This is a genomic window from Amycolatopsis sp. YIM 10 (assembly GCF_009429145.1).
Classification (GTDB): domain Bacteria; phylum Actinomycetota; class Actinomycetes; order Mycobacteriales; family Pseudonocardiaceae; genus Amycolatopsis.
The window spans coordinates 549,657-565,492 of sequence record NZ_CP045480.1; the positions used below are offsets into that span (position 1 = coordinate 549,657).

General features: G+C 70.0%; 15 protein-coding genes. 7 read left to right on the forward strand and 8 right to left on the reverse strand.

Going from position 1 to position 15,836, the window contains the following annotated elements; all coding sequences use genetic code 11:
• Positions 1 to 74: 74 nt before the first annotated feature.
• On the forward strand, positions 75 to 611 hold the full coding sequence (locus tag YIM_RS02745) for a TIGR03086 family metal-binding protein (protein WP_194240021.1): 537 nt from the start codon (positions 75 to 77) through the stop codon (positions 609 to 611).
• Here YIM_RS02745 and YIM_RS02750 read toward each other — a convergent pair.
• Positions 608 to 1,708, reverse strand: coding sequence for a LacI family DNA-binding transcriptional regulator (locus YIM_RS02750; protein ID WP_153028829.1), 1,101 nt, complete (start codon positions 1,706 to 1,708; stop codon positions 608 to 610). The two genes, YIM_RS02745 and YIM_RS02750, sit on opposite strands and share 4 nt — an antisense overlap.
• A gap of 151 nt (positions 1,709 to 1,859) precedes the next feature.
• On the opposite strand from YIM_RS02750, the gene YIM_RS02755 reads away from it, so the two are divergent.
• The 3 genes from YIM_RS02755 to YIM_RS02765 are packed head-to-tail and all read left to right on the forward strand — an operon-like array spanning position 1,860 to position 4,624.
• Positions 1,860 to 2,924 carry a metal ABC transporter solute-binding protein, Zn/Mn family gene (locus tag YIM_RS02755; RefSeq protein ID WP_153028830.1) on the forward strand — a complete coding sequence of 355 codons (1,065 nt, stop codon included), beginning with the start codon at positions 1,860 to 1,862 and terminating at the stop codon, positions 2,922 to 2,924.
• Positions 2,921 to 3,736: a metal ABC transporter ATP-binding protein gene (locus tag YIM_RS02760; protein ID WP_153028831.1), complete on the forward strand. Its 816-nt coding sequence runs from the start codon at positions 2,921 to 2,923 to the stop codon at positions 3,734 to 3,736. Before YIM_RS02755 ends, YIM_RS02760 begins: the two co-directional genes overlap by 4 nt.
• Positions 3,737 to 4,624, forward strand: coding sequence for a metal ABC transporter permease (locus YIM_RS02765; protein ID WP_153028832.1), 888 nt, complete (start codon positions 3,737 to 3,739; stop codon positions 4,622 to 4,624).
• Here the strand turns inward: YIM_RS02765 and YIM_RS02770 are convergent.
• Genes YIM_RS02770 through YIM_RS02780 form a run of 3 tightly spaced genes read right to left on the reverse strand, consistent with a single transcriptional unit; the run spans position 4,578 to position 8,410 of the window.
• Complete coding sequence (locus YIM_RS02770; RefSeq protein WP_153028833.1) at positions 4,578 to 5,891, reverse strand: hypothetical protein; 1,314 nt, start codon at positions 5,889 to 5,891, stop codon at positions 4,578 to 4,580. The two genes, YIM_RS02765 and YIM_RS02770, sit on opposite strands and share 47 nt — an antisense overlap.
• A 13-nt stretch (positions 5,892 to 5,904) precedes the next feature.
• On the reverse strand, positions 5,905 to 7,131 hold the full coding sequence (locus YIM_RS02775; RefSeq protein WP_153028834.1) for a DUF445 domain-containing protein: 1,227 nt from the start codon (positions 7,129 to 7,131) through the stop codon (positions 5,905 to 5,907).
• Between the two features lie 55 nt (positions 7,132 to 7,186).
• Entirely contained in the window at positions 7,187 to 8,410 is a 1,224-nt protein-coding gene (locus YIM_RS02780) for a DUF445 domain-containing protein (RefSeq protein WP_370468947.1), read from the reverse strand.
• A 92-nt stretch (positions 8,411 to 8,502) separates the two neighbouring features.
• On the opposite strand from YIM_RS02780, the gene YIM_RS02785 reads away from it, so the two are divergent.
• Positions 8,503 to 9,372: a hypothetical protein gene (locus tag YIM_RS02785; protein WP_194240022.1), complete on the forward strand. Its 870-nt coding sequence runs from the start codon at positions 8,503 to 8,505 to the stop codon at positions 9,370 to 9,372.
• Here YIM_RS02785 and YIM_RS02790 read toward each other — a convergent pair.
• Positions 9,353 to 10,804, reverse strand: a complete 1,452-nt coding sequence (locus YIM_RS02790; protein WP_228004519.1) for an FGGY family carbohydrate kinase — start codon at positions 10,802 to 10,804, stop codon at positions 9,353 to 9,355. The genes YIM_RS02785 and YIM_RS02790 overlap by 20 nt on opposite strands.
• Positions 10,805 to 11,039: 235 nt before the next feature.
• Here YIM_RS02790 and lepB point away from each other — a divergent pair, with 235 nt between their 5' ends.
• The gene (gene lepB / locus YIM_RS02795; RefSeq protein WP_153028836.1) at positions 11,040 to 11,774 is read left to right on the forward strand and encodes a signal peptidase I; all 735 of its coding nucleotides are present in this window, start codon (positions 11,040 to 11,042) and stop codon (positions 11,772 to 11,774) included.
• Here the strand turns inward: lepB and YIM_RS02800 are convergent.
• Positions 11,710 to 12,354 (reverse strand): hypothetical protein, encoded by a 645-nt coding sequence (locus YIM_RS02800; protein WP_153028837.1) that lies wholly within the window; start codon positions 12,352 to 12,354, stop codon positions 11,710 to 11,712. The genes lepB and YIM_RS02800 overlap by 65 nt on opposite strands.
• 110 nt (positions 12,355 to 12,464) lie before the next feature.
• Here YIM_RS02800 and YIM_RS02805 point away from each other — a divergent pair, with 110 nt between their 5' ends.
• Positions 12,465 to 13,367, forward strand: coding sequence for an NAD(P)-dependent oxidoreductase (locus tag YIM_RS02805; RefSeq protein WP_153028838.1), 903 nt, complete (start codon positions 12,465 to 12,467; stop codon positions 13,365 to 13,367).
• Between the two features lie 4 nt (positions 13,368 to 13,371).
• Here the strand turns inward: YIM_RS02805 and YIM_RS02810 are convergent, their stop codons facing one another.
• Both YIM_RS02810 and rlmB read right to left on the reverse strand, forming a co-directional pair.
• Entirely contained in the window at positions 13,372 to 14,808 is a 1,437-nt protein-coding gene (locus tag YIM_RS02810; RefSeq protein ID WP_153028839.1) for an MBOAT family protein, read from the reverse strand.
• 68 nt (positions 14,809 to 14,876) lie between these two features.
• Entirely contained in the window at positions 14,877 to 15,833 is a 957-nt protein-coding gene (gene rlmB / locus YIM_RS02815; RefSeq protein WP_153028840.1) for a 23S rRNA (guanosine(2251)-2'-O)-methyltransferase RlmB, read from the reverse strand.
• Positions 15,834 to 15,836 lie beyond the last annotated feature (3 nt).

The window sequence follows — 15,836 nt, forward strand, 5'->3', positions numbered from 1 at the left end:
TGGCGGGTGGGATGTCGGTCTGGGGGCGCCCCGTTCGTCGGGCTGGTGAAAGCCCGTCGGACGAAGGAGACGAGATGACCATCGAGATCGCGCTGGACCGGTTCGAGGAACTGCTCACCAAGGTGCCCGCGGACGGCTGGGAGCAGCCGACGCCCTGCGACAAGTGGGCGATCGCCGACCTGGTCGCGCACGTCGTCGCCGTGGTGCGGCTCGGCCGTGAACTCGTGCTGGGTGCGGACTTCCCGGCTGCGGGCGAGCAGGCACGCGAGGCCGACCCCGTGGCGGCCTGGCACGAGGCGCGTCAGGCGTTCGAGGAGGTGCTCGCGAAAGCCGATCCCACCGCGGAAGTCGCCGCGCCGGTCGGCCGCGTGCCGTTGCCGACCATGCTCGACACGTTCTTCCTGACCGAGATCCTGGTGCACAGCTGGGATCTGGCCACCGCACTCGGCGTGCCACCCGCGCTCGATCAGGAACTGGTGCGGAAAGTGGACGAGTATGTGCGTCCGTTCGGAGGCGCCGGTACCGAAGGCATTTTCGAGCCCGCGGTCGAAAGCGCGCGCGAGGCCGACGAAATCACCCGCCTGATGAACCAGCTGGGGCGGACCGCCTAGGGCCCGAACCACATCTGCTCGGCGGTGCGCGGCGGGGCGGAGGTCGATCGGACCTTCAGCTCCGTCGGCAGCGTGATCACCCGCGGCGCCCCGTGCTCGGCCGAGGCCAGCAGCAGCTTCCCGGCCGCCTTGCCCTTGTCCAGCACGGGCTGGTGCACGGTGGTCAGCCCGTGCCGCTCGGCCTCGGCGATGCCGTCGAAGCCGGTCACCGTCAGCTCCGCGGGCACCCGCAGGCCACGGCGGTCGGCTTCGGCGAGCGCGCCGAGCGCGAGAATGTCCGAGGTGCAGACCAGGGCGGTGACCTGCGGATACGCGTCCAGCAGCTGCCGGGCGGCGGAGGCGCCGTCGTCCACGGTGTGGTCGAAGCGCTCGACCACCGGCACGCTCGCCCAGTCCACGCCGACCGCCTCGAAGGCCTTCGCCAGCGCGGCCAGCCGGGTGCGCTGCACGTGGAAGTGCGCCTCGCGCTGCCGCTGCACCGAGGCGAAGTCGTCGTTGCGCTCGCGGGCCAGCCGCATGCACAGCACGCCGATCTGGCGGTGGCCCAGCTCGACCAGGTGGTTGGCCATGCCGGTGATGGCGGCGGCGTCGTCCGGGCCCACCCGGTCCACGCCCTCCACCCGCGGCTGGTCGACGATCACCGTGGGCACCGGGCGCTGGAGCACGGCGGCGAGGTGCGGGTCGTCGTCGGGCACGGAGTAGACGACAAAACCGTCGACCCCGGCGCGGTGCACGGCCGCCACGTCCTCGCGGCCGGGGCTGGCGGGCACCAGGTGCAGGCCGACGCCCGCGTCCTCGCAGGCCAGCGCGAGCCCTTCGAGGACTCCTATGGCGGCGGGGTCGCGGAAGGCGTAGGAGAGGTTCTCGGTGAGCAGCAGCCCGACCGCGCCCGCCTTGCGCGTGCGCAGCGACCGCGCCACCGGGTCCGGACCGGGATAACCCAGCCGGCGCGCGGTTTCCAGCACGCGGCGGCGCAGCTCGGGGGAGAGCTGATCGGGCCGGTTGTAGGCGTTGGACACCGTGGTCCTGGACACGCCCAACTCGGCGGCCAGTGACGCCAGCGTCGCCTGCCGCCTGGTGCGAATTGGACGACCCATCCGGTCACCGTAACGGTTCAGTTCCCGATGGTGAAGCGGGTCCTGGTCACAGTTGATCTGGCCGTCTCACCCGATGGGGTAAAGTGAATTCGACAACGGTTTCCATTAGCTACTGGCGGTGCACGGACCGCCCCGTTCAGGAGAACCAGCCATGACCTCTCGCCGCCCGTACCGCCTGGCCGTCACCACCGCGGCCGTCGCCGCGCTCGCCTTCGGGGCGGTGGCCTGCGGGAACGGCGAGCAGGCCGCTACCGAGAACGGCAAGGTGCCGGTGGTGGTCTCCACAAACGTCTGGGGCAGCGTGGTGAACGCGATCGGCGGGGACAAGGTGTCGGTGAAGGCGATCATCGACGACCCGAGCGGCGATCCGCACTCCTACCAGTCCACGCCCGAGGACGCGGCCGACGTCACCGCCGCCAAGCTGCTGGTGGCCAACGGCGGCGGCTACGACGAGTTTTTCACCCAGATGGCTGACCAGGCCCCGGACGCGCGCAAGGTGAACGCCTTCGACGTCAGCGGACACGCCGCCGAGGCCGGTCAGGAGCCGGGCCACGCCGAACCCGCCGCGCCCAGCGCCGCCGAGCCGGGCCACGAAGAGTCCGGCCACGCCGAGCCGGGGCACGGCGAGCCGGGTCACGAAGGCGAGGCCGGGCACCAGGAGCCCGGGCACGAGAGCCACGAGCACGGCGAGGTCAACGAGCACGTCTGGTACGACCTGCCGACGGTGAGCAAGGTCGCCGACCAGGTGGCCACCCAGCTCGGTGAGCTGCAGCCCGCCGACGCCGCCACGTTCACCGCGAACGCCACCCGGTTCAAGGGCCAGCTCGACGAGCTGACCAAGCAGGCCGAGCAGATCGGCACCGCGCACCCGGACCGCAAGGTGGTCGCCACCGAGCCGATCGCGCACTACCTGCTGGACACCGCGAAGGTCGCCGACGCCACCCCGCCGGAGTTCGCCAAGGCGATCGAGGAGGAGTCCGAGGTGCCCGCGGCCGCGCAGGACGCGATGAACCAGCTGGTCACCGGCAAGCAGGTGAACGCGGTGATCAACAACGCGCAGACCACCACCCCGGTCACCGAGCAGCTGGTGAACACCGCGAAGGGCGCCGGGGTGCCGGTGGTCGACGTGACCGAGACGCTGCCCGCCGGCGTCACCGACTACATTGCCTGGATGACCCAAGAGGTGAACGACCTGGCCGCGGCGTTGGGCAAATGAGCCGGTCCGCCGTCGAGATTTCCGGGGCGCGGCTGAGCTTCGGCGAGCGCACCCTCTGGTCCGGACTGGACCTGGACGTGCGGCCGGGGGAGTTCCTCGCCGTGCTCGGCCCGAACGGTTCCGGTAAAACGAGCTTGCTGCGGGTGCTGCTCGGCCAGCAGGGGCTGACCGCGGGCACGGTCCGCGTGGCCGGGCACGCGCCGGGCGGCAGCAATCCGAACATCGGCTACATCCCGCAACAGCGCGCGCTGGACGAGGGCCTGACCCTGCGCGGTACCGACCTGGTCGGCCTCGGCCTGGACGGGCACCGCTGGGGCACCGGCCTCTTCGGACTGTCGAAGCGCCGCCGCCGGATCGCCGAAGCACTCGAGTCCGTCGGCGCCGAGTCGTACGCTAATTCGCCCGTTGGCAGGCTTTCCGGTGGTGAGCAGCAGCGGCTCCGCGTGGCGCAGGCGCTGATCGGCGACCCCGAGGTGCTGCTCTGCGACGAGCCGCTGCTCTCGCTGGACCTCGCGCACCAGCGCGTGGTCAGCGGCCTGATCGACGAGCGGCGACGCCGGGCGGACACCGCAGTTCTGTTCGTCACGCACGAGATCAACCCCATCCTGTCCTATGTGGACAGGGTGCTGTACCTGGTGAACGGGCAGTTCCGCATCGGCACCCCGGACGAGGTGATGAGCTCGGCGACGCTGTCCGAGCTGTACCGCACGCACATCGAGGTGCTGCGGGTCGGCGGGCAGATCCACGTCGCCGGTGCGCAGAGCGCGCTCTGCGAGGACGAACCCCACCACCTCACCGACCAGGTGTCCTGAATGGACAAGCTGTTCGACTTCACGCTCACCGAGCGGCTGCTCGGCCTGCCGTTCGTGCAGAGCGGCCTGCTCGCCGCCGCCGTGCTCGGCGTGGTCGCCGGTCTGCTCGGCCCGCTGATCGTGATGCGGCGGATGTCCTTCGCCGTGCACGGCACCGCGGAACTGGCCTTCACCGGTGCGGCGGGCGCCCTGCTGCTCGGCGTCGGGGTGGAGTACGGCGCGCTCGCCGGAGCCGTGGCCGCGGCACTGCTGCTCGGCCTGCTCGGCGGCCGCGAGTCCGAACGCGACTCGGTGATCGGCGCCATCCTGTCCTTCGGGCTCGGCCTCGGTGTGCTGTTCCTGTGGATCTACCCCGGCCGCGCGGCGAACAAGATGGGCATCCTGACCGGGCAGATCATGTCCGTGGACTCGGTCGACGCGACCGTGCTGGTGATCGCCGCGGCGGTGGTGCTGGCCGTGCTCGCGGTGATCTACCGGCCGCTGCTGTTCGCCAGCGTGGACCGCCCGGTCGCGCTCGCGCGCGGGGTCCCGGTGCACACGCTGTCCGTGGTCTTCGCCGTGCTGGTCGGCATCGCCACCGCGATCGGCGTGCAGATCGTCGGCGCGCTGCTGGTGGTCGCGCTGATGGTGACCCCGGCCGCGGCGGCCGCGCGGGTGACCGCCAGCCCGCTGCGCGCGACCGTGCTGGCCATCGTGTTCGCCGAGGTGGCCGCGCTCGGCGGGATCGTGCTCTCGCTCGCGCCCGGCGCCCCGGCCAGCGCCTTCGTCACCGCGATCTCGTTCCTGATCTACCTGGTCTGCCGGATCATCTCGTTCGCGCGCGGCCGGGCGCGGCGCGTGGTCAGCGAATCGGCCGAGCGGCCAGCTGTGTCCGCACCGAGTCGATGAACCCGTCCTGAAGGAACGGCAGGTTCCCGGCAGCCACCCCGCGCTCGACCACCTCCAGCACCACCACCTCGGAGTCGGCGAAGGCCTTCACCGCGGACGCGGTGTCGTTGCGCTGGTTGTGGTAGGCGAGCATGGTCACGTCGCTGAACGCGGCGCTCAGGTACCGCGAGCTGACCTTGATGAACGAGTCGCCGTAGAGCAGCGTCTTCTTGGTGATCATGCCGGGCAGCGGGCGCTGCGTGCTTCGCTGCGGCTGCTCCATGGTCTCCACCGATTCGCCCGCCCGGTCGTCGACGCCGTCGGGACGCAGCTCGAACTTGGTGTTCGTCTTCGGCGCGCGCTTGCCCAGCAGCGGCGGGAGATCGGCGTCGATGGTGTACGGGCCCGCCACCGGGGTCTGCCACAGCCGGGTCACGCCCGGCCGGATGGCCTCGGCGACCTGCCGCGACAGCACGATCGCGCCCTCGTCCGACCAGTGCGAGTCGTTCGGCGGATAGATCGGGCGGTTCATCTTCCGCTGTGCGTCGTGGAGGTACGGCTGCAGGTCGATCGCGCCCGCCTCGCCGACGACCCGCCGCCACAGCTCCGGCGTCGCACTGGTGACGCAGTCCTTACCGGGATAGCTCGACGGCAGGTGCTGCGGCACCATCGTGGTCTTGTCCGGCGCGACCACCAGCACGAACTGGCGCCCGGAGCTCTCCACCGCGTCACGCAGCTTGGCCAGCTGGCCGGCGGTCTCGCCGATGGTCCTGGTCGGTGAGCACTTCGCCTCGGCGTCGTAGCCGTAGTACAGCCAGCCGTCCGAACCCTCCACGACCTGCCGGAACCCGGCGTCGCCGTTGGTCGGCCCGCCCGGTCCGACCGGCGGCTGCTCCCCGGCCGGTGGCGGCGGGCTGCCCGGCAGCGGCCCGGACTTCGGCGCGCCGCCCTGGTCCAGCGGAGCCGATTCGCCGAACAGCGCCCGGCTGATCCCGTCCGCGGCCTGGATCGCGCCGCTGCGGAAGATCAACTGGTCGGTGGCCCATTCGGGCAGGTCGGTGACCAGGCCCCAGCCGTCGGAGAAGCTGGGGAAGGACTTGAGGCTGTGGTTCTCGATCTCGGCGGGCCGCGCGCCGAACACCCAGAGCAGCGTCGGGGTGACAAAAAACGCGAGCGCGCAGATCAGCGCCGTCCGCTGGCGGCCGCTGTGGCGCGGCCGGTAGAGGGCGTGTTCGCGGGGCAGCCATGCTTCGTGCACCGCGGGCAGCTGCTGGGGTCGTCGGGACACGCCCCCACCGTACTCAGTGGAGCATGAGCAGGACCTGGAGTTCGCCGACCAGGAAGCCGATCACCCCGCCGACCGCGATCAGCTTCCACTCGTCCTGGCGGAACGCCGGCCGCAGCAGGTTCTCGTACTCCTTCGGCGTGAGGTTGAGCATGCGTTCCTCGACCATGTGCGCCACGTCCATCGCCTTGGTCAGATAGCCCTCGGCGTACCGGACGGTCTCGGGCAGCCGCTGCACCGCGCGCCGCGACGCGGCCTGCTTCATCTCGTTCAGCCGCCGCGGTCCGATGGTCACCGCCACCATCGGCCTGGCCATGCTGGTCTGCTCGTCGATGGCCTTGGCCACCATCCGCTGCACCAGCGCCACCAGCCGGTCCGACCGCGGCCCGCGCAGGATCGCGTCGACCAGGTTGTGCACGGTCAGCACCTCGTGCGCGATCAGCTCGCCGTACTGGCGCGCCACCTCCGCCCGGCGCCGCTGGAACTTGCCCTGCAGGGTCACCCTGGGCAGCACCCGCACCGGCTCGCGCGGCACGAAGATCAGCTTGATCGCCAGCCAGTCGGTGAACAGCCCGATGCAACCGCCGAAGATCGGCAGCACCCACGGTTCCTTGGTCAGCGCCCACACGATCGCCTGCACCACACCGAGCCCGAAGCCGAAGTAGATGCCGGTGCGCGCGATGAACGCCATCTCCGGGCGCGAGGTCTCCCGGATCAACCGCACCAGCAGGGCCTTGTCCCTGGTCAGGTGCTGCACGGTCATGTGCTTGACGTCGAGGAACTCGTCGAGGTTCTCGCGGATCTCCAGCATCAGCTCGCGCACCACCCGGGGGGAGGACGCCTGCATCTGCTTGATGATCAGCTCCTGCGCCATCGTGGGCAGGACCTCCCACATCCGCGGGTGGTACTCGGCGAGCACGTCGCGCGCGATCTCGTCGACCGCGCGCAGCAGCGGCTGCTCGATCTCCCCGGTGATCCGGTCCGGGTCGATGCGGTCGACGATCTCCTTGAGGTCGAGCAGGTTCGCGGTGAGCAGGTCGGTGGCCACCGAGGCCATCCGCCCGCCGTGCTTGGGCACCACGCCCTGCCAGCCGAGGAACGGCCGGATCCCGACGAACTCCAGCGGCCGGAACATCATCTCGATCGCCACGCGCTTGGTCACGTACCCGATCAGCGCGGCGACGAACGGGATCAGCGCGTACAGCGGCCAGTGCTCGGCGAGATCGGCCAGCACCGCGTCCACCCGTGTTCCCCTCCCGATATTGGCGTGGTTCGCGGTGCACGGTAGCGGGCGGGGATCAGTGCAGCAGCAGGAGCACCTGCAGTTCACCGACGATTCCGCCGATCACCGCGCCGACGGCGATCAGCTTCCACTCGTCCTGCCGGAACGCCGGGCGCAGGATGCCCTCGAACTCCAGCGGTTTCAGCTGCCGCATCTTGTCCACGATCGTGTTGCGCACGTCGAGTGCCTCGGTGGCGTACTTCTCCACGTGCCGCACGGTTTCCGGCAGGTGCTCGATCGCCTTCGCCGCGGCCGCGCGCTTGATCTCCTGGTACTCCTTGCCGCCGACGGTCAGCGCGACGAGCGGCTTGGCGATGCTGGCCTGCTCGTCGATGGTGCGCTGCACCTCGCGCTGGATGAGCGCGAACAGCCGGTCCGACTTGGGGCCGGTGAGCACCGCCTCCAGTACGTTCGAGACGGTCAGCACCTCGTCGGCGATCAGCGTGCCGTAGTCCTGTGCCACCTGCTGGCGGCGCTTCTGGAACAGACCCTGCCAGCGGAAGAACAGGAACCGCTTCTCCTCGCGCGGCAGGAAGATCATCTTCAGCGCCAGCCAGTCGGTGACGAACCCGGTGAGGAAGCCGAACAGCGGCATGATCAACGGTTCCTTGGTCAGCGCCCAGGCGACGAACTGCACCAGGCCGATGACAAATCCGAAGTAGACACCCGAGCGGGCGATGAACCGCAGCTCCGGCTGGGCCACCTCCTCGATCAACCGCACGGTGAGCGCCTTGTCGCGGACCATCGCCTCGATCAGCATGTCGTTGACGTCGAGTACGTCGTCGATGTTCGCGGAGACCTCGCGCAGCAGTCGCGCGACGACCTTCGGTGCCTGCGCGCGGATCCGGTCCAGCAACAGACGCTGCGCCCGCGCGGGCAGCAGCTCCCACAATCGAGGCTGGTGCTGCTCCATCACCTCGCGGGTGACGTCCTCCACCGCACGCAGCAGCGGCTCCTCCAGCTCCGCGACCATGCGGTCCGGGTCGAGCCTGGCGAACAGCTCGCGCGGGTCGACCAGGTGGCTGGTGAGCAGTTCGACCGCGGTGGTGGCCATCCGCCGCGAGTTCGCCGGGATGACGCCCTGCCAGCCGAGAAATGGGCGGATCCCGCGGAATTCGAGCGGTTTGAACATCATCTTGATGGCCACGCGTTTGGTGACATATCCGATGAGTGCCGCGATGATCGGCATCGTCGCGTAGACGTGCCAATGGGCGGCGATGTCGTCGAGTATGGCGCGCACGAACCCCTCCGCTCGTTGGCCGCCCGGCAACAGTAGCCGATACCCCATTTGGCGGTATGGGCTGTGAGCCCTCCCATCACTACAGTGCACGAATGGTTGCTGCCGACAAGACCGCCCCGGCTCCGGCTCCCGGCCCCGCCCAGTTCGAGATGACTCGCCGCGGATACAACCAGCGTCAGGTTGACGAGCGCATTTCGCGCATGTCCACCGACCTGAAAGCCGCGTCGCGAGGACGTGATGAGGCGCTGGCCTCGGTCGCCGAGTTGTCCAAGGCGCTCAGCTACGCGCAAAAAGAACTCGCTGAAGCGAAAGACGGCCTCGCCAGGCTGACCGCGAGCCCCACCGGGGCCTCCGCGATGGCCGAGCGCGTCCGCATGATGATGCAGCTCGCCGAGGAGGAGATCGCCGAGCTGCGGGCCAAGGCGGACGAAGACGCCGCCGCCACCAGGGAAGAGGCCGACAAGTACTCGCGTGACGCGCGCCGCGCCGCCGAGCAGCTGGCCAAGGAACGCACCGCCGAGCACGAGCAGCTGCTCGCGGACGGCCGTGCGGAGATCGAAAAGCTCAACGAGGCGGCCGCCGAAGACCGCCGCCGGCTCGACGCCGAGGCGCAGGCGCGCCGCGACGAGGCCGACCAGAAGGCCGCCGAGGAGCTGCTCGCCCGCAAGTCCGAGGCCGAGGCCGCGCTGGAGAAGCACGAGGCCGAGGTCAAGGCGCGTGCCGCGAACCTGCTGGCCGAGGCGGAAAAGAAACTCGCCGACGCCACCGAGGACCGCAGGCTCGCACTCGACCTGCGCCGCCGGGTCACCGAGCGGATCAGCGCCGCCCAGAGCGCGGTGCTCGAAGCGGTCAAGCAGCTCGGACCGGCCGAGCCGGAGCAAGCCGCCACAGCCGACACCGCCGGGGCGCCGGCGAAAACCCCGTCACCGAAGCCTTCGCCGATCAGCTCGTCGTCGTCGTGACCGCGTGAAGTTCGTCGTCGATCCAGCCACGCTCGTGTAGTTCGCTGCAGAACCGGTGGTACGAGGCCGAAAGCGCTTCTTGTTCGGCCGCCACCGGTTCGACCAGCGTGCCACCGCCGCTCGCCCGCAGGGCTCCCCGCCGTGCTCCGGCGTCGGCCAGCAACGCCGCGCCGTAGGCCGGTTCCCCGGGTGGGGCCAGGCGAATCGCCGCGCCGGTCACGGTCGCCCTGATCTGCGTCCACAGTAGACTTTCCGTACCCGGGCCGGTGGTCAGCAGCGGTTCGGCGGGCGCGATGCCCAGCCGCCTCAGGTGGTCGAGCACCAGCCGCTCGACGAAGGCCGCGCCCTCCAGCCGCGCGCGGTGCAGTTCCACCTCGTCCACCGGTTCCGCGCTGGTGAACTCCCGCGTTTCCGTGGTGTCGAAGGGCATTCGGTACACCACAACGCCGGCCGGTCCGCGTGCGGCGGCCGCCGCGTCCAGCCGCTCGGTGTCCAGCAGCGCCTCGCCGCCGGTGTTCGACACCGCGCCCGGCATCCACCAGCCGCCGGGGAACCGGTGGCTGTGCAGCACGCCACCGGGATCCGGCACCAGGGCCGCGGTCACTCCTTTGAGGACATACGACCGGTTCAGCCGCGCGGCGAACCGGCCGGGGGAGACCGCGCCCGCGGCGATCGCGGCCGCGCAGTCGGCGGTCATGCCGGCCACCACCGGACAGCCCTTCGGCAGGCCGGTCAACGCGGCGCTGGTGCGGGAGACGGTGCCGAGCACGGCCGCGGGCGGCACCACCTCGGGCAGCCACTTCGGCGGTACACCGAACGCGTCGAGCACCTCGCGCGCCCATTCACCGGCGAGCGGGTCGTAACCGGTCCCCAGCGCGTGCGCGGAATCCACCGCGACCCGCTTGCCGGTCAGCTGCGTGCCGATCACCTCGGGCACGTGTCGGACGCCTCTTGCCCTGGGTGCGTGCTCGGCGAGCCATGCGACCCGGCCCAGCGCGGCCGTCGGCGGCACACGAAGGCCGAGCGACCGCCAGCGCTGCGCGCCGATCTCGGCCGCGCGGCCGTTGAACTCCGCACCACGCCGGTCGCCGGGCAGCAGCGCCGGTCCGGCCGGGAGCCCGTGCCGGTCGACCGGCACGATCGTGCCGCTGGTGGCCGCCACCGCCACCGCGCCTATTTCCGTGCGCGGAAGATCCGCGGTGACCTGGCACAGCGCGCGTTCCACCGCGGGCCACCAGGTGCGTGGGTCGTGTTCGCTGTGTCCGGTCCGTTCGTGGACCGGGCCGGGCAGTGGTACCAGCGCCGCCGCGCGTACCCGGCCGTCTTCGGTGACCGCGACGGTGTGCACGCGTGGCGCACCGAGGGTCGTCATTCCGATGCCGATCGTGATCGAGGTCAGAGGACTCACCGTGCCGTTTGCCGTTTCGCCCAATTCTCGCAGGTTTCGCCCGCGTCGGCTGCGCATCCGCGTGGTCAACCTGCTGAGCACCGCCTGAGACTTTTGCTACGGTTCTGTCGCGACCACGCTGTTTTTTCCCGAACGCCGATATTTTCTCGCTGGCGATCTTGCGAGCGGGGTGAATTCGGTGCCGGTGGTTGGTGAAGAATTGTCCGAAAGGGATGTCCGACCGTGGTGGTGGCGTGGCGCTCCGTTCATCCTGCTGCCGTTGCTCATCATCGGCGGTTTCCTGGTCGCGTTCGGCTTTCTGCACCCGCGCATCACCGCCGCGCTGGACGGTTCGGACCAGGCGGTGCGAACCGCCGTCGAGGACCGTTCGATGGGCGCCGCCTACACCCCGGGAAGCCTGCTGTTGCTGGGAGAACCCGACGAAGTGCGCCGCGGCGACGTGGTCGTGGTGGACGCCGGCGCGTGGCAGCGGGAGGGGCAGCTGGTCAGCCGGGTGATCGGGCTCGGTGGTGACACGGTGGTCTGCTGCGACGAGCGGAACAGGGTGCTGGTGAACGGCATTCCGGTGCACGAGGACTATCTCGGACCGGATCTCGGCACATTTCCCTTTACGGTGACCATCCCGCCTAATTCGGTTTTCCTGCTCGGGGACAACCGCGGTAATGCGTTCGATTCACGCGCGTTCGCCGAAAACCCGGAACGCGCGGCCCTGCCATTGTCGGCGGTGCGTGGCCGGGTGGTCGCCGAGCGTGGTGCCGACGGTGACGACCGGGCCCTGCCGCAGGCGACGGCCTTCGTCACGGCCGGACTCGCCGAGCCGCGTCAGCCGGACGCGTTGCCGGGCCCGCTCACCTGGGCCGTCGCCGCGGGCATCGGGCTCGGCGCGCTCGCCGTGGTGACCGGGGCGGTGATGGTGGTCGCGCGGCTGGTCAGGAGACGAGCTTCCGGTGGTCCTCGTGCAGTTGCGCCGGACGCGGCAGATTCGGCTTCTTGATCTCGGCGAGCGCGGCCGGGCCGAGGCGCTGGCGGCGGGAGAAGCCGTACTGCTGGGTGTCGGTGACCTTCGCGAACTCCAGGTCGTCCGGTTCGACGCCGATGCCGTAGGCGAGTAGGTACTCGTCGGTCAGCGTGTCGGTGAAGGCGCACCAGGCGCCGGCGAACCGCCAGACCTTCGCGGCGAGGATCTCACCGTCGAGTTCCCAGGAGGCGTTCTCCCAGCGGGTGTGGTCGGCCGCCGCGTGCTCGACCTCGGCGACCACCGCGTCCAGCACGTTCTCGGGGCGCTGGTCGACCGCGCTGGGCAGGGTGAAGTTGGACATCGCGAAGGCGGCGGTGAAGGCCACCTGGCTGAGCCGGTCCGCGCCGGGGGCGGTGTGGAGTTCGTCGTGGCGGGCGCGGGCGGCCGAGCCGGTGAACACCGCGGCGTCGTTGGAGAAGTGGCCGAGCCAGGCTGCCCACAGTGGAGCGCCGACCTTGCCTTCCAATGCGGACAGCCAGCGGGCGCCCTGCCAGGAGTCGCTCAGGCCGTAGAGCGCGAAGTCCAGTGGGGGCGAGTCGTCGACGCGGTCGGGCATAACTCGGGAATTCCTTTCCGGTGCCGGTCGACAGGCGGGACCCGGATCTTCTCACCCCGGTGTGGACCGGGCAACCAGCCCCCGGTCCACACTGGCCCTTTACCTCGAGTTTGGTTGAGGTCGTACGGTCGCTGAACAGCAAAGAGAGGACATTGAAAATGACTGCTGAACCGATCGTCGTGCTCGGCCTCGGCGAGATGGGGCACGCCATCGCCGCCGCCTTCGTGGCCGGTGGTCACCCGACCACCGTGTGGAACCGCACCCCCGGCAAGGCGCCGGCGGGCGCCTCGGAAGCCCCGACAGCGGCCGAGGCGGTGGCCGGTGGTGGGTTGATCGTGGTCAGCGTGAAGGGCAACGAGGTCGCGCGGAGTCTGTTGTCGTCGGCAGGTGACCTTCGTGGACGGTCGGTCCTGAACCTGACGGACGGCACTTCGGACGAGGCCCGCTCGGTCGCGGAGTGGGCCTCGTCGGCGGGCGTGGAGTACCTGCACGGCCAGATCATGACCATCGCCCCCGGCATCGGCCACCCGGACGCGGTGATCTTCTACGGCGGTGCTTCCTCGGTCTACAATGGATTCTCGGCGCTGTCTCAGCTGGGCGGCCGAGGCACCTACATTTCCGGCGACCCGGGCGTCCCCACCTTGTTCGGCATGGCCGTACACGACACCATGTGGGGCACCCTGAACGGCTTCCTCCACGCCGCGGCCCTGCTCACGGATGCGGGCGTCGAGGTCTCGGACTTCCTTGCCAAAGCGTCCCCCTCGATGTCGGCCCTGCTCGGGTACCTGCCGTCACTCGCGTCCGAAGTGGACGCTGACTCGTTCGCCCTGGAATTCGGTGCCCTGCAACACCATCTGCCCTCGGTCAACGACCTGGTCCGAGAAAGCGAGGCGCGCGGTATCAACTCGGAATTCCCGGCCTACACGCAACGCCTGGTCTCCGCGGCCATCGACTCCGGCCACGCCAACGACAGCTACTCGCGCCTCGTCGAACATTTCCGAAAGGCTGAATGAATGGTCAGAACTGGTAGTAAAGGAACGGACTGAAGGTCCCCGTAGCCACCAGGATCGACGCGTACACCAGCCCCACCGTCATCACGGCGATTCGCAGCCCCGTAGCCGGTTTGCTCCGTGAGGACTCCAGCAGCGGACCGGTTACGGGATGTGCGGGCAGGAAGACCACGACCAGCGCGATCAGCAACAACACCAGCCGCTGGTTTGTCAGGGCTGACTCCACCACGTCCGTAAGGCCATCGAAGTCGGGCATCAGCATGTGCCCGATCATGTTCAGGGCCCTGGTCAGATCGGCCGACTTGAAGAAGACCCAGCCGAACACGACCAGCACGAAGGTCAGCGCACGACGCGCGATCATGGCCGGGCGCGCCGCCGGGGTCTTGTCCCAGCCGAAGGCGCGTTCGATGATCAGCAACGCCCCGTGGAACGCGCCCCACACCAGGAAAGTCCAGTCCGCGCCGTGCCAGAAGCCGGTCAGGACGAAGACGATGCACAGGTTGCGGTACGTCTTCCCCGCGCCACCCCGGTTGCCGCCCAGCGGGATGTAGACGTAATCCCGGAACCACCGCGACAGCGACATGTGCCACCGCCGCCAGAACTCGGTGATGGTGACCGACGAGTACGGCCGCGCGAAGTTCTCCGGCAACCGGAACCCGAGCATCCGCCCCAGCCCGATCGCCATGTCCGAGTACCCGGAGAAGTCGAAGAACAACTGCAGTGTGTACCCCAGCGCCCCCAGCCACGCCACCGCGAAGGTCATGTCGCCCGGCGGCGTCGAGAAGCACGCGTCGACCATCGGGCTGATCGAGTCCGCGATGATCGTCTTCTTGCACAGCCCGAGCGCGAACCGCGGGAAACCGGCGGCGATGTCGTCGAGCCGGTGCGACCGGTGCTGCGGCAGCTGGTCGGCGATCTCCCGGTACCGCACGATCGGCCCGGCGACCAGCTGCGGGAACATCGAGATGTAGGTGGCGAACGACACCGGGTTCCGCAGCGCCTGCCGCTCACCGCGATAGATGTCGACCACGTACGAGATGTGGTGGAAGGTGTAGAACGAGATCCCGATCGGCAGCGCCAGCTGCACGATCGGGAAGTCACCGCCGAGCGCCTGGGCGAACCAGGCGATCTGCTCGGTGGCGAACCCGGCGTACTTCCACACCACCAGCATGCCGACGTTGAAGCCGATCACGCAGAGCAACAGCACCCGACGGCGCGCGTCCCCGCTGCGATCCCACTCGTTGGGCTCCAGATGCGGCCCGGCGAGGAAGTTCAGCACCATGCACGCCAGCAGCAGCAGGGTGAACACCCCGGCGCCGCTGGCGTAGAAGATCAGGCTGCCGACCGCGATGATGCCGTTCCGCCAGCTCCGCGGGCACACCAGCACGGCGACCAGCACCGCGGGCATGAAGTACCACAGGAACAGTGGCGAAACGAACGACATGGCCGAGCGGCTCCCCCTGGTGACGTGTCAGTTCTGTGACCTTAGCCGAGGGGAACCGGCGCCAGCCGTCAGATCCGGCCGGTCACTCGCCGCAGTCGCGCCACCTCGGCCAGCAGCACCCCGGCCGCCACCGAGGCGTTCAGCGATTCCACCCCGGCCGCCATCGGGATCGACACCGTCGCGTCGCAGGTCTCGCGCACCAGCCGCGACAGCCCGCGACCCTCCGAGCCCAGCACGATCACCAGCGGATCGGTGGCCAGGTTCAGCTCGTCGATGTCCATCGAGCCGTCGGCGTCCAGCCCGACGATCATCAGGCCCTCCTGGGCCCACGACTTCAGCTGCCGGGTCAGGTTCGTGGCCATCGCCACCGGCAGCTTCGCCGCCGTACCGGCACTGGTCCGCCACGCCACCGCGGTCATGCCCGCGCTGCGCCGCCCCGGCAGCACCACGCCGTGCGCGCCGAACGCGGCCGCCGAGCGGATCACCGCGCCCAGGTTGCGCGGGTCGGTCACCCCGTCCAGCGCCACCAGCAGCGGCGGCTCGCCCGAGTCGCGGGCGGCGACCAGCAGGTCGTCCGGGTGCGCGTACTCGAACGGCGGCACCTGGAGCCCGAGGCCCTGGTGCATGGCCCGGTTGGTCTTGCGGTCCAGCTCCTCGCGCGGGATCTCCAGGATCGAGATGCCCCTGTCACCGGCCAGCCGCACGGCCTCGGTGACGCGGTCGTCGGCGTCGATGTTGAGCGCCACGTACAACGCGGTCGCCGGCACGTTCGCGCGCAGCGCCTCGACCACCGGGTTGCGCCCGGCGATCAGCTCGGGGGCGTCCGCCTTCTCGGCGCGGCTCTTCGCCGCGCGCGCGTTCGCCGCGGCCCGCCGCTGCTTCGGGTGCCCCGGCCGCATCTCGGCCTTGGGGGTCGGGCCCTTGCCTTCGAGCCCCTTGCGCCGCTGGCCGCCCGAACCCTTGACGGCACCCTTCTTGGTGCCCTCCTTGCGAATCGCGCCGCGACGCTGGGAGTTGCCTGCCATCTG

Bases quoted from the DNA above. Each gene is read 5' to 3' on its own strand.
- YIM_RS02745 (WP_194240021.1), top strand. From the start codon at position 75: ATGACCATCGAGATCGCGCTGGACCGGTTCGAGGAACTGCTCACCAAG.
- YIM_RS02750 (WP_153028829.1), bottom strand. From the start codon at position 1,708: ATGGGTCGTCCAATTCGCACCAGGCGGCAGGCGACGCTGGCGTCACTG.
- YIM_RS02755 (WP_153028830.1), top strand. From the start codon at position 1,860: ATGACCTCTCGCCGCCCGTACCGCCTGGCCGTCACCACCGCGGCCGTC.
- YIM_RS02760 (WP_153028831.1), top strand. From the start codon at position 2,921: ATGAGCCGGTCCGCCGTCGAGATTTCCGGGGCGCGGCTGAGCTTCGGC.
- YIM_RS02765 (WP_153028832.1), top strand. From the start codon at position 3,737: ATGGACAAGCTGTTCGACTTCACGCTCACCGAGCGGCTGCTCGGCCTG.
- YIM_RS02785 (WP_194240022.1), top strand. From the start codon at position 8,503: ATGGTTGCTGCCGACAAGACCGCCCCGGCTCCGGCTCCCGGCCCCGCC.
- YIM_RS02800 (WP_153028837.1), bottom strand. From the start codon at position 12,354: ATGCCCGACCGCGTCGACGACTCGCCCCCACTGGACTTCGCGCTCTAC.
- YIM_RS02810 (WP_153028839.1), bottom strand. From the start codon at position 14,808: ATGTCGTTCGTTTCGCCACTGTTCCTGTGGTACTTCATGCCCGCGGTG.
- rlmB (WP_153028840.1), bottom strand. From the start codon at position 15,833: ATGGCAGGCAACTCCCAGCGTCGCGGCGCGATTCGCAAGGAGGGCACC.